Origin of the sequence: Acetobacter sp., from assembly GCF_047721705.1 — a bacterium.
Lineage (GTDB): Bacteria > Pseudomonadota > Alphaproteobacteria > Acetobacterales > Acetobacteraceae > Acetobacter.
The window spans coordinates 14,511-27,497 of record NZ_JBDNXK010000048.1 but is presented as its reverse complement, the minus strand read 5'-3'; the positions used below and the strand labels follow the sequence as shown (position 1 = coordinate 27,497).

The 12,987-nt window shown below is 51.1% G+C and carries 10 protein-coding genes and 1 tRNA gene; 4 read left to right on the top strand and 7 right to left on the bottom strand.

Translation table 11 applies throughout. The features are described from left to right. Positions 1 to 212: 212 nt before the first annotated feature. Both ABF824_RS09695 and ABF824_RS09690 read right to left on the bottom strand, forming a co-directional pair. Positions 213 to 1,172 (bottom strand): DUF4880 domain-containing protein, encoded by a 960-nt coding sequence (locus tag ABF824_RS09695; protein WP_415462248.1) that lies wholly within the window; start codon positions 1,170 to 1,172, stop codon positions 213 to 215. 104 nt (positions 1,173 to 1,276) lie between these two features. Next, positions 1,277 to 1,867 carry an RNA polymerase sigma factor gene (locus ABF824_RS09690; protein ID WP_048841047.1) on the bottom strand — a complete coding sequence of 197 codons (591 nt, stop codon included), beginning with the start codon at positions 1,865 to 1,867 and terminating at the stop codon, positions 1,277 to 1,279. A 325-nt stretch (positions 1,868 to 2,192) separates the two neighbouring features. Here ABF824_RS09690 and ABF824_RS09685 point away from each other — a divergent pair, with 325 nt between their 5' ends. The 3 genes from ABF824_RS09685 (at position 2,193) to ABF824_RS09675 (ending at position 8,744) form a co-directional block, all read left to right on the top strand. After that, the gene (locus tag ABF824_RS09685) at positions 2,193 to 5,012 is read left to right on the top strand and encodes a TonB-dependent receptor (protein ID WP_415488431.1); all 2,820 of its coding nucleotides are present in this window, start codon (positions 2,193 to 2,195) and stop codon (positions 5,010 to 5,012) included. A gap of 64 nt (positions 5,013 to 5,076) precedes the next feature. Continuing rightward, complete coding sequence (locus tag ABF824_RS09680) at positions 5,077 to 6,681, top strand: alkaline phosphatase D family protein (RefSeq protein WP_415462252.1); 1,605 nt, start codon at positions 5,077 to 5,079, stop codon at positions 6,679 to 6,681. Between the two features lie 128 nt (positions 6,682 to 6,809). Beyond that, positions 6,810 to 8,744, top strand: coding sequence for a superinfection immunity protein (locus ABF824_RS09675; protein ID WP_415462254.1), 1,935 nt, complete (start codon positions 6,810 to 6,812; stop codon positions 8,742 to 8,744). An 80-nt stretch (positions 8,745 to 8,824) separates the two neighbouring features. On the opposite strand, the gene ABF824_RS09670 is transcribed toward ABF824_RS09675, so the two are convergent. Next, the gene (locus ABF824_RS09670) at positions 8,825 to 9,271 is read right to left on the bottom strand and encodes a hypothetical protein (protein WP_126621493.1); all 447 of its coding nucleotides are present in this window, start codon (positions 9,269 to 9,271) and stop codon (positions 8,825 to 8,827) included. 220 nt (positions 9,272 to 9,491) lie between these two features. Then, positions 9,492 to 9,577, bottom strand: a tRNA-Tyr gene (locus ABF824_RS09665). A gap of 109 nt (positions 9,578 to 9,686) precedes the next feature. On the opposite strand from ABF824_RS09665, the gene rlmB reads away from it, so the two are divergent. Next, positions 9,687 to 10,523, top strand: a complete 837-nt coding sequence (gene rlmB, locus ABF824_RS09660; RefSeq protein ID WP_415488429.1) for a 23S rRNA (guanosine(2251)-2'-O)-methyltransferase RlmB — start codon at positions 9,687 to 9,689, stop codon at positions 10,521 to 10,523. A 7-nt stretch (positions 10,524 to 10,530) separates the two neighbouring features. Here the strand turns inward: rlmB and ABF824_RS09655 are convergent, their stop codons facing one another. From ABF824_RS09655 to ABF824_RS09645, 3 genes are read right to left on the bottom strand one after another with little or no spacing between them, the layout of a single operon-like run. Beyond that, on the bottom strand, positions 10,531 to 10,668 hold the full coding sequence (locus ABF824_RS09655) for a hypothetical protein (RefSeq protein ID WP_415488427.1): 138 nt from the start codon (positions 10,666 to 10,668) through the stop codon (positions 10,531 to 10,533). Continuing rightward, complete coding sequence (locus ABF824_RS09650; protein ID WP_415488425.1) at positions 10,668 to 11,624, bottom strand: heme o synthase; 957 nt, start codon at positions 11,622 to 11,624, stop codon at positions 10,668 to 10,670. Before ABF824_RS09650 ends, ABF824_RS09655 begins: the two co-directional genes overlap by 1 nt. Further along, entirely contained in the window at positions 11,621 to 12,868 is a 1,248-nt protein-coding gene (locus ABF824_RS09645; protein ID WP_415488423.1) for a hypothetical protein, read from the bottom strand. The genes ABF824_RS09650 and ABF824_RS09645 overlap by 4 nt, the downstream gene beginning before the upstream one ends. Positions 12,869 to 12,987 lie beyond the last annotated feature (119 nt).

The window sequence follows — 12,987 nt, the reverse complement described above, 5'->3', positions numbered from 1 at the left end:
AGTTACAGTTACAGTTACAGTTACAGTTACAGTTACAGTTACAGTTACAGTTACAGAGGTAGTATGTAGTGTTTTTGAAGGAAATATGCTGTGCAAAAGGCTAAAGTGGTAATGAGATCTAGACAGTAATTTTTAAGCAGCCTTAAGGCTGGAGTGGCTAATGATACGATAGGGTGAAGTGTTAGGAGCTTTTTGAAAACAGTATTGTAATTTTAAGTATAGAAAACAACTTTGTTGGCACTTTTCTGGACTTTACAATCCAGTAGTTGAGAGACAGCACTTATAAAATCATCTAATTTCATAAGACTAAAGCTGCCAGAAATACGATGCTGGCCTAGTGCTGTATCTGCAATTTGGCATTCAATGTTAGAATAATGATTAAACTCGTCTACGGCAGCTTGCAGCGGTGTATTGCTTAAGATGATCTGCCCATTGCGCCATGCTTGTTGTGTGAGCGCGTTATCTGGCGTTAATTTTTGTTTGGCAATAATTTGAGGCCCATTTGAGGGCGTGTTCGAAAATGTCAGCAGCGAGGGGGAGTGAAGGTGCAGGTCTTGGTCATGACCGTGCCAATTGAGCGTGCCTGAATAAAGAGCCAGTGTAACGTTTGTTCCGTGTAGAGTAAGGTCAAAATTGGCTGCTTTGCTTCCAAACCGCAAACTACCAATAGAAATCGATACAGGCTTTTTTTGCACATGTAGCCCTATACGGCCATTAATGACCTGTAACAGGGGGCGTGTATGGTCAAGTAAGAAGTAAGCGCTTGAGCTGGCATCTACCGTAACGTGGTTGCCGTGCCAGTTATAATGCGCAGGCGCTTGCTTGCTACGGTATCTTAGTGAGAAAAAGTTATCTCTTATAGTGTCTGGTCGTAGAATGCCGACAAGACCAGCGGCGCAGGCTGTGGCAAAAAAGCGTCTACGTTCTAACAGGGGTTTTGGTTTTTCTAATGGGGGTAGGGGTTCAATAGCGTGTGTGGCATTTTTATAATTTAGTGCTGCATAAGTGCTTTTTAATTGTACGTAAGCGCCAAGATTGCGGGTATCTGCTTTAAGCCACGCTGTGAAATGTTGTTCTTCTGTGGCAGACAAAGTTTGAGAGTCTGTAAGTGCGACCCAGTCAGCGGCTTCTTGCTGGCGTTTTTTTCCATCTGTGAGCGTAGATGAGGGCACAAAAATCTCAGTTCTCTGTCAAAAGGGTAGTGTATACTGTAAGGAGCTATTCTTTGTAAAAGAAATAAAAGCACTCAAATTGAATATTCTCGATCTTTTAAAAGCTACTCATTTTTGTTGCCTGCTTCAATAAGTTTTTGCAAACCACGGCTTATGTGTCGTTCTACTGCACGCTGCGAAATGCCGAGGGTTTGTGCAATATAAGCATGGCTATAATTATAGATTTTTCTGAGAATAAAGACGTCTTTGCAGGGGCTTGGTAGGGTCATCATTTGCTCTTTAAGCCAGTCAAGTTGCTGGCGGGCAGCAAGGTTTTGCTCGGGGTCTGGCCTATTATCTGCCACATTATAGGCTTCTAGGCCTAAGTCTGTGTTTAAAAAGGTAATTTTAGACCGCCTTGCATATTCTATAACGAGATTGCGGGCGCATGAGAAAAAGAAAGCGCGCCCATTTTCAATATTTTGGTAAGAGGCAGCGCAAAAGCGGGCGTAACATTCCTGAATAATATCATCAGGGGTAAAGCCGGGTAAGGGGGTTTTATTAAGCCACCGGCGTACAGCGGCTTCGTGCGGCATAACGTCTTGTGCAATCCACTGTAAAAGCGTGTCGTCTGGTACACTAAGTTCAGTTGCTTGAGCGGTGGGTTCCTGCTCCTGCCTTTGTGCGCACTGCTGTAAAGAGGGATCCGTAAGCATGGGGTCGCATTTCACATTTCGTGGAAAAGGTGGGTGCGAGGAGAGATTTATACTGCCCTATGGGGCAGAGGCAAGTGACGCAGCGCTGGAGGAGGGCTTGTTGTAACAATATGTTTTGAAAAGATATTTATAGCTGTCAGCTGAAATTTATTTCTTTGAAACAAAACCTTAACATATTTTTTGCGCATTTTATGGGGGGAAATTGCACGGAGCTTCATCTTAGGGGGTGAATTCTGCACCGTGTCCGAAAAGTGAAGTTCTTCCCATGCCCTCAGTTAAGACAATAAGTACGTTCACGCTACTTTCTACCACTGTGATGTGGAATATGGCGTATGGTGCCACGCATATGTTCTCTATTCCTGCTGGCACAGTGCCAGAAGCGCTTTCGGCTTTTCAGAAGCAATCTGGCGTAGGGGTTGTTGCAAAGGGGCGCGATTTTCAGAATGTTAGGGTTTCTGCCATTCATGGCATAATGGACGACCGAGAGGCCCTGCAAAAACTGCTTGCAGGCACGCCTTTACAAGTAAAGGCACCGGGTAATGGTTCTACCCTTATTGTGAGCAAGAAGCCGGACGCAAAACTTGTGCAGCAAGGGGTAAACGACGTTGAAGGGCTTTTTGTAACGGGCCACCGTAGAAGCCAGTCAGAAAAGCGTAATTCTAATATTATTATGGATACGGTTGCGTATGACCCCTTTGAAAATCTTGGTGGTGTGTCATCAGTTGCGCAATCTCTTATTCAGCTACCCGGTGTTACGGGCATTACCGATGGTGATGAGCCACGTTATGTGAGTATTAGGGGTATTAGCCCAGAATTGAACCACACAACGATGGACGGCATTACAATGGCCACCGTTGGGGAAAATGGTGGGTCTGGCTCGCGTAAGGTTAACCTTCAAAATGTACCGTCAGAAATGACGTCTCGTACCAATATTTATAAAAGCTTTACCGCCGAGCAAGAGGGAGATGCGATTGGTGGTGACATTGATATGGTGCCAATGAGCGCTTTTGACCATAAAGGGCTTTATAAATTTATTGATGCGTATGGTATTTGGTCTAGCAAGCGTGGCGGTGTAGGCGCTAACGGCCTTAAAGGGTATGACCCGCATATGGGGCAGGGTGCTAAAGGGACTTTTTCTGATACTTTTGGTAAAAATAAGCAGTTTGGTATCGTTCTTTCTATGCGTTACCAGCACAGGGTGCGAAACACCACCAAGCAGTGGCAAAACTATACCTATCAAGGGGCAAACGGGAAATATGGCACAACCCCAGATGATAGTTGGAACGGAAATATTAAGCCCAACCAGTTTTCTACAGGTGAGTATGCGAACGCGGTTACGAATTTAGGTGGATCAGGGCGTTTAGAATGGAAGCCAAGCCATAACCTTTACGCATCGCTCATGGGGTGGTCTTACACCCGGTGGGAACATTCTGTTATGGATAAACAGGATTATAACCTTAAAAACGCAACACCCGGTGTAATGGGTGACGATAACACATTACAAGTTAATAGCATTTACGTAAGACGCCGGCAAAATGAATGGCACCGACAAAATAGCGGTATTATTGGCCATTTAGACTGGCATTCTGGCAAGCATCATTTGCTGGCACGTGCTGGTTATACAATGGAATCTTATAATGATTACCAGCCATATATTGCAGCCAGAACATACCCAACCAAAAAACTGACAGCAGGTTATTCAGGTTATCCGAACAGTGATGACATGTATAATATGAATTATCTTTCTGATCCTAATGTTGCGCAAAATTCGCAGTGGGATCTTTATAGCGGCGGAAATTACCAGATTTGGGATAAGTCATGGCAGCATGTTCCGACAGCACGGTTGGATTATGATTGGAATACGGGTGAACATGACCGTGGGTTTGGGGTGGCTGCCGGGTTTGAATGGCGTGAAATGTCTATGTCTTATCAAAGAGAGCGCATAGATTATGGTGACCCAAACTCGAAAACAACGGGTGATTATAATAATAGTATGTTGTTTTCTAACCATACACCGTGGCTCAGCTCTTTTCCTGAAACGTTTATTGGCGATAACGGCTATAATTTCCCTTGGTCGAGTTTGCCTGTTAATGCGGCTACTTCGGCCTATAATAGTCGCGCAGCAGACTATAAATACCGTGAAGATATTTATGATGGCTACTTTTATTTGCACTATGCCTTAAAACATACAGTTTTTATTGCAGGTGTGCGTGTGGATGGCACCAATTACATGGGCTGGACGCCTGTTATTAACGGGGCAACCAAAAGCGTTTCTCCGGGGTATGCCAAAAACCCCGGGGGGTATACGCGGCCCTTACCCTCTTTTGATGTTGTGCATCATTTTGCGCAGGGCTTTAATTTGCATGGGTCTTTTAGCCAGACCATTGGGCGTGCGGCACCCGGCCAGTTAGCGCAGGCACGTAATGAAAATTGTAGTGGTGATGGAGATGGTAGCGCAACAGACTGCACTGTGAGCGTTGGGAACCCTAACCTAAAGCCACGCCAATCTAACAATTTTGATGTGTCTTTAGATAAATGGTTTAACCATGGTAATGGGCTTTTTAGCGTAGCCTTTTTTAGTAAGTGGATAAAGAACGACATTTTGACGAGCCGTTCTATTTATGTGCAAGACGGTTTAAGTTACGAAGTAACCCAACCTATGAACTCCAAAGCTGCCGGAGTAAAAGGGGTTGAGGTTAATATGCTTAACCGTAACATGCACCTTTTTAGCCAGATTATTGATGCGCAAGCCAACGTAACGTGGATGCAGGGGCATGAAAGCTACTCGAACGGTTCAACAACCTATAAATATCATAAAATGATGTACCAGCCCCAGTTTATCGCAAATGGTATGTTAACGTGGCATATCCCGCAAATTAAGGGGGCTTTGCGGGCAACGGTTAATTATTCGGGCAAATATTATACGTCTTTTGGGTCTACGCCGGGTGCTTCAAGTGGGTTTGACAAGTTTCTTACTTTCAATATGGGCTTTTGGCATGAGGTGTACCCCGGTATTACTTTGAAATATGAGGTTATGAACCTTGCAAACTACCAGCCTACGTATTTGACAGGTGACCACCTGCAATTTGCAGATGAGCGCGACAATTATGGGCGGGCAGTCTACTTCCATGTTATTTTTCACTAAAGTTTAACAACCGGCTGTTCAGAGAGGTGGCTTTATGCCGTCTCTCTTGTTTTGGGGTTTTGTTATGGTTTCTTTTGGTCGGCGTGGATTTGTTTCTGGCTTGGTAGCTGGGGGTGTTGGCAGTAGCTTTTTACTTGAGCGGGCGTTTGCTGCGCAAAAAGACCCCAGAAACCTTGATAAAAACCCTAAATTTATAGCCTCGCCTTTTACATTAGGCGTTGCCTCTGGCGACCCAGAGCCAGATGGTTTTGTTATTTGGACACGCCTTGCCCCCACGCCATTAGATGAAGCAGGCGGTATGCCGCTTAAGCCCATGTATGTGGTGTGGGAAGTGGCGGAAGATGAAAAATTAACCCGCGTTGTAGCCCGTGGGCAAGAACTGGCACACCCTGAGCTTGCGCATTCTGTGCATGTTGAGGTGGCCGGGCTTAAAACAGATAGACCGTATTGGTACCGCTTTCGGGTTGGGGGGTATGAAAGCCCGATAGGCCGTGGGCAAACATTGCCTGCACCGGGCGCGCAAATTGACCGTGTACGTTTTGCCGCAGCAGGCTGCCAGCATTACGAGGAAGGCTACTATACGGCATGGCGCGCAATTGCGCAGGAGCCGGTTGATTTTGTGTTCCATTATGGAGACTATATTTACGAAGGTAAGGATAGCGGGCCCGGCATAAAACAAATGAATGGCCGCCCCTTTAGGGTATTGCGCCGCCATGTTGGGCCGGAGTGTTATTCTTTAGATGAATACCGCCGCCGTTATGCCCAGTATAAAACAGATGAAGACCTGCAAGCAGCCCATGCGGCAACATCATGGTTTGTGAGCTTTGATGACCACGAGGTTGATAATAATTGGGCGGGCGATACAGACCAAGATGGCACGCCGCCTGAAGTCTTTTTATTCCGTCGTGCCGTGGCGATGCAGGCCTATTATGAGCATATGCCGCTCCGTCGCCGCTCTTTGCCTAACGGCAGCCACATGCAGATGTACCGCAGTGCCCGTTACGGTAATTTGCTGAACGTGTTTGTGCTAGATACCCGGCAGTACCGGAGCGACCAAGCCTATGGCGATAAAGACGTAGCGCAAGGCAAAGATGTTTGGTCGCCCCAACGCACCATGATGGGGGAGCCGCAAGAGCAATGGCTGTTTAACGGGCTTGCACAGTCTGATACGCGGTGGAACTTGCTTGCGCATCAGGTCATGATGTTAAATTTGGCGCAAAGGCATTCTGCCCAATCAGAACTGACTTATAGCATGGATCAGTGGTCGGGTTATTTGTATAGCCGCAAGCAGTTGTTGGATTTTGTGCAACAGCACTGCCCCGGCAATGTTGTGAATATAACAGGTGACGCCCACCGCCATTTTGCCGGAGACCTGCTTGTAAATGGTGATGATAAAAAGCCGGTTTCTGTCGAGTTTTTGGCAACATCCATTACATCTGGCTCTGATGGTGTGGGTGATAATGACCATTTTAGCCAGTCTGTAAGGCAAGAAAACCCATGGCTAAAAGCCACAACAGATAAACGCGGTTACGTATTATGTGACATAGACCGTGACCACTGGCGTGGAGACCTGAAAATTATTGATAAGGTGATGGAGCAAAACGGCACACTATCAACTTATGCCAGTTTTGTGACAGAGCGCGGTAACCCCGGTTTACAGCGTGCTTAACTTTTTAAGGTAGGGGTGAGGTATCGTATTGCTCTGAGTTTTTTCTGGCTATTTGGTTAAGCTGTTGCCTAAAGTGGCAGTATTTGCAGCTAAGTAAGACTTTGCTGTGCCAAATTATTGAGAAAACAATGGTATTGATACGCAAACGCTACCTGACCCTAACTGCCAGCACACACATAACGCTTATGCTCGGTTTATGTGTGCTGGTGCAGGCTCCTTTAGCTTTTGCGGGCTACGCCCAAAGCTATACTGTACCCCCTTTAGCCCATGCAGCTTTAGAGAATAAATCTAGCGCTCAAGCGGCAGCGCAAGGCGTAACGGCACGCGTTGTTGTTGAAACATCGCACCGGTGCGGGGGCCCTATGGTGTGGCAGTCTGGGGATGCGCAACCCCCTGCCACCTGCAAAGTGGCCAAGCTTGTTATTAAAGAAACAACCGGTAGCCAACCGCAAAGCGCTAGTTTTTTGCTTTCGCCTTACGGGGCAGATGCCGGTATGTCTTACCTGCAAATGGGGCTGTATAAGCTAGATGCTACGTCTCCCACGCCACAGGTTATGGTGGCGGCGTACACTGGCGGGGCACATTGTTGTGAGGTGGCATCGCTTTTTGGCCGTATGCCAGATGGAACATGGCATGAAACCTCTTTGGGCCAGAATGATGGAGACGGCCTGCCAGCCGTAGTGGACGCAGCCCAAAATGGCGCAGCCCAGTTACAACTGCTCGACCAGTCTTTTCTCTATACGTTTTCTTCTTACGCTGGGTCTTACGCGCCGCTTATTTTATACCGCTACCAAGCGGGTGCCTTGGCAAATGTTACGCGTGATGTTGCCTACAGGCCGTATTTGGCGGCACGGTTAAAAGAGGCTCAGCAAAACTGGGTTAAATATGGCCGGTCTGAACCCAATGGCTTTTTGGCGTATTATGTAGCGACCAAAGCCAATATGGGGCAATTTGCAGAAGGCTGGCGGTATATGCTGGCCCATAAAGATAACCAGCCCGACACGATGTTTGGCATTTCTCCGTGTGACTTAAAGCCGGGCAACACCCGCAATTGCTCTAAAGCTGAGCAAAAGCCGCTGCCTTTCCCTAAAGGGTTGGCGCTCTTTCTTGCTAAAAATGGGTATATTACGGCCCAGCAAGCGCAAGACGCTTTAAGTGGCCGTACACAGCCTGTGCCGCCTGTGGCGCAAGAAGGGGCTGGACACTACAAGCCTGATTTTTCTTGTGAGCCACCACCGGAAAATAATGGTGTAGCACAGATGCTTTGCCAAAATAGTGATGCCGCAAAGCAAGAGCTGCGGTTTGACCAAGTCTATTACGCACTGCGCTACCTTGTGGGGCAGGATGGCTGGAAAGACCTAAAACAGCAGGTCATTTTAGATGAAAACGCCGCAAACCAACGTTGTGGCTTGCCTATACCGGGGGCCGTAGACCAAACGGTGCCAGACGGGGCTGCCGCCTGTTATAGCGCAGAAATGGGCCGCCTGACCGAAGCCTACCGTGCCCGCCTACAAGGCGCGCCCGCAGCCGAACAAGAAGCTGCGCGCGATATAGACCAGCACATTGCCCTGCAACAAAAGCTGATAGACCTTGGCTATTTACCCGCCGGCACCGTGGCGGATGGCGTGTATGGAGAGGGCACACGTGCAGCCATTACAACATGGCAGCGCGTAGCGCAGCGGCCAGAAATTACGGGCTTTCTCTCACAAGCTGATGCCCAAACCCTTATACCCGCCGTAAGTGCTGCTGTTACAGCCCCGCCAACACAGCCACCGGGCGAGAGTGCAACGCCAGCAGCGCAAACACCTGCACCTGTGCCCGATAATGCCGTACCACCAACCCAAAATACGCCAAGAAGCATTTGGAGCCTTTGGCTGGTATGTATGCTGAGTGTGGTGGGCCTTGCTGTTTATGTGTTTCCGGCAGTGCTAGCCTATGTGCGTAATGCCCCCAAAAAAGGGGTGGTGGTAGCGCTTACCCTTTTGCTTGGCTGGACTTTGATAGGGTGGGGCGCTGCCTTGGTGTTAGCGCTTGCTCCTGTTGGCAAGCGGCAAGGGGAGTAAGCGAATAGGCAGTGTTAAAGGGGGTTGTAATACTCTTTTTAACACCGTCTCTGTTGCACAGGCCGCACTTGCTAGGCGCGTTATGGTGTGCTGGTTTTGTTGGGGGTAGGCAGCACAATAGGGGGGGCGGGTAAGCCTGTTTGAGCCTGTTTTTGCATAACGGCAGATTCCTCTTCCTCCCTAATTAACCCTATCTCGCTTTTATATTGATCGGGTGTGAAAAGGCCCTCTCGTAAATGTTTGGCGGCATCTACGCTTTCGGCAGCACCTTTTTCGTAAATGGGTTCGTAAGCGCCGTATGTTTCGGGGCCGTATTTTTGCGTTACTTTGGCAAAACACGTCATGAGGTTAGTCATGTTGCGTTTTGGTACTAGCCCTTGCTGTGTTTGATAGGCTGACAGGCAGGCCTGCTTAGCATGGAGTAGCTTTGTTTGAGCTTGTGGCGTTTCTGGCGAGAGTGGCGCAGAGGAGCAGGCGGAAAGTGCCAACAAGCAGAACAGACTGGTGCTAAAAAACGCGTGTTGCATGCAAGCCAGCATAAATGCAGCATTTATTTACGCAATATATGTTTGGCTTTGTGCATAGGTGCCAACATTACGCATAGGGTTTACGTGCTTAAATTTGAATTATGTGTTTTGGCGTGCCGCAGGAGAGTTATCTCTTACCGGTAGAGCATGACCTAACGGGTAAAAGCACATTACCTGTAATGTGGTATAGGTCTTTTTATTTCCTGAGGAAAAACAACAATGGTGGAGGGAGTTGGATTCGAACCAACGTAGGCGTACGCCAGCGGATTTACAGTCCGCCCCCTTTAGCCACTCGGGCACCCTTCCGTTGGAGCGAGGAATTAAGGGGCTTCGTCCCGCCTGTCAACCGTTTTGCTTTCTCTTGGATGCATAGAAGCTGATGACGCCGTGCTGCGCGCGTCGTATAGCAGGGTCCATGCGCACATCCCGTCCCTCCGCCCGCCATTCCTCGCAACAGCAGCAACGTTCCCCTGCGCCAGAAGCACCGGAAGGATCGCGCCGCGGCGGTCAGCGGTCGCACGGCAAGAACAGAGGGAAAGCAGGCGGCCCCTACTGGATCGCCGGCGTGCATGCCTGTCAGGCTGCGCTGGAAAACCCGCATCGCACAGTGCTGCGCGTTCTGCTTTCCGCTGAAGCGCGAGACAGTTTCGAAAGCCGGATTTCCGTTCCGCTCCCTCCTGCCACGGAACGCGCCGACAAGGCACGTTTTACCGCCTTCCTCGGCGCTGAAGCCGTGCATCAGGGGGTCGCCATGCTGGTCGAGCCGCTCGAACCGGTCATGCTCGAAGACGCTTTGGAGCGCCCCGGTCCGGTTCTGGTCCTTGATCAGGTGACAGATCCTCGCAACATCGGCGCCATCCTTCGGTCCGCAGCCGCTTTTGGAGCGTCATGCGTGATCATGCAGGACCGTCATGCACCCGAAGAGGGAGCCGCCCTAGCCAAAGCCGCATCCGGCGCTCTGGAAGTCGTGCCGCTCGTCCGTGTGGTCAATCTCGCCCGCTGTCTGGAAACATTGAAGCAGCATGGATGCTGGATGCTGGGGCTGGATGCTGGCGGACAACGCCTCGACGGAGCGAAGCTCAATGGACGACGCGCCGCGCTGGTTCTCGGCTCCGAAGGCGATGGACTCCGTCGTCTGACGCGCGAAAACTGTGATGAAATTGTGGGGCTGTTCATGCCGGGCACAATGGAAAGTCTGAATGTTTCCGTGGCCGCAGCAATCGGTCTCTATGAACTGGTGAGAAAGGACTGATCCGCTTTTACAAGCGAATCAGGGCCACAGCATACACCACCAGCACCATCGCCAGCGTGAAGCCGATCAGGCCCATCAGCCGCCCACGCTGGCGGCGGAGAAGTTCTGTCTGCTCAGCAGGCGTAAGATCCATCGAAACAGCCATTACGACATCCACCATGTCAGTGCGTGATCGGCCAGAAGACCGCAGAACAGCAGGAACAGATAAGCCAGCGAGAAGCGGAAGGAAACGCGCGCGGCCTTGTCACCATTGAGGCTCACACCGCCCGCATCCTGCTTCTCAAGCAGCACCCGTACCGCGCAGGCAATGAAGCCCAGCCCAAGAACAAGTGCCGTAACCGTATAAAGCATCCCGCTGAGATGCATGAAGGACGGCACGAGTGAAACCGCCAGCAGCAGGATCGTGTAGGCGAGGATGTTCCACCGCGTGTACCGGGCCCCTCTGACCACCGGCAACATGGGGATGCCCGCCCGCCCATAATCCTTGCACGCATAAAGCGAGAGCGACCAGAAGTGAGGCGGCGTCCACAGAAACACGATCGCGAACATCACAACGGGCATGACATTCATCGTCCCCGTTGCCGCCGCCCAACCGATCATGGGTGGAAATGCTCCAGCGGCACCACCAATAACGATGTTCTGTGGCGTCGAACGCTTCAGCCACATCGTATAGATCACGGCATAGAAGAAGATCGAAAAGGCAAGCAGGCCAGCGGCCAGCGTGTTTGTCGCCAGCCACATCAGCACGACAGACAGCACGGAAAGGCCGAGACCATAAGCCAGCGTCTCATCCGCCGGAATACGACCGCCCGGGATAGGGCGCGTCGCCGTGCGCTGCATGATGACATCAATGTCGCGATCATACCACATGTTGATCGCGCCCGCCGCGCCGGAAGCGAGGCATATGCACAGAATACTGATCGCCGCCATTAGCGGATTCATGTGCCCCGGCGCCATGTACAGACCGGCAGCCCCGGTAAACACGACCAGCGAAATCACCCGTGGTTTAAGAAGCTGAACCCAATCATGCGCCTTGGTGCCGACCCGCGCCGTCTCGAAACGAATCCGGGTCGGACGGACTTCCGCGGTTGCGCCGCTCATCGCCCAATCTCCTGAAGGACATGCGCCTGTCCCTCTTCATTACGCCGCAACAGACTGAACAGGACACTTGCCAGCACCAGCAGAGAAGAAACGATCATCGCGCCGCCCGCTGCCTGCAACAAGCTGGAAGCGCTGGCCCCCAATACGACACCCACGAACATGAGCAGGAACTGCGCCTGCGCAGCACGCTGTGAATAACGACCGCTCGTTACATCGTCCAGCCAGCTATAGAAGCCACCGAACATGGCAAAAATTGCGCCATTCAAAACCGCCGTATGAATGCCCGAACTGATCCAGCCTGCCACAAGCAAAACGAAGAAACCCGACATCCACAGCACTGGAACATTGAGAGCCGCCTGTGCGTGCCACAGGGCACGGCCCCAGATCGCGGCACATGTCATCGACACCAGTACCGCCAGACCCATTTCAACCGCCACCACCGTGGACTGGGCCCCATGCGTGACGGCTGCGTGCGCCCACACCGTCGAACCGCCAATGGTTGCCAGCGCACCGACGCCGACTGCTGCCCTGCGAGCATTCTCGCCCAAAGGCGCTACCGCATCGAACACACGCGTCGCCAGTCCAGTCGCCGCCACAAGAATGATGAGGGATACCGGCAACTCAAAGGCCGGCATGGTCACGCTGTAACCAAGCAGGCTTTTCGTAGCAGCCGCAGCGATCACGGGAGCCACCAGCAACAACCCGAATGCCGCGCACAACTGCGTCCAGACAAAGACTGAAAATGGAACGGTCGTGGACTCTTGGCCACGAGGGGGCACGATGCCTGCGCCTGCGCGGGCATCAAGAATCGTAGCCGATGTCACGCAGGCAACAATGACGGCACCCACCGACCAGAGAACAAGTCCGAGCCCAACGGATGCCTGCCCGGCCACGCCTGTCAGAAAAACAGCCAGCGAAGCCAGAAGGAAAGTCAGCGCCAGCCCATCCAGCTTCGGAAGTCCACGCGCGGCAGACGCATTTAGCGCCAAAGGCAGAAACAGCCGCCCGAACAGACCGAGAAATGCCGGAACACCGACAAACAACAGCATTGCATAAGGATGAAAGACTGTTACGCGACTGGCCAGTTCCGCAGGCAGAATATCCGCCCGTTCCAGCAGCGCACAGATTCCGGCAATCATGCCCACCGTTGCGCAGAGCGCCAGATACCCAGTCACGACCAACGCGCGCGACCGCTTTGCGCTGCCAGCTACAGTATTGACGGGAGCAGTATTCAGACCAGCCATGGGCGTCCATGTCTCTCAATGTATCGACAGGCTTGCGCCACCGGCTCATTGCAATCGAGACACTGCAAGCGCTGGCGGCAACAGGAAACCGTAAGGAACTTACCTTACAGAATATTTAC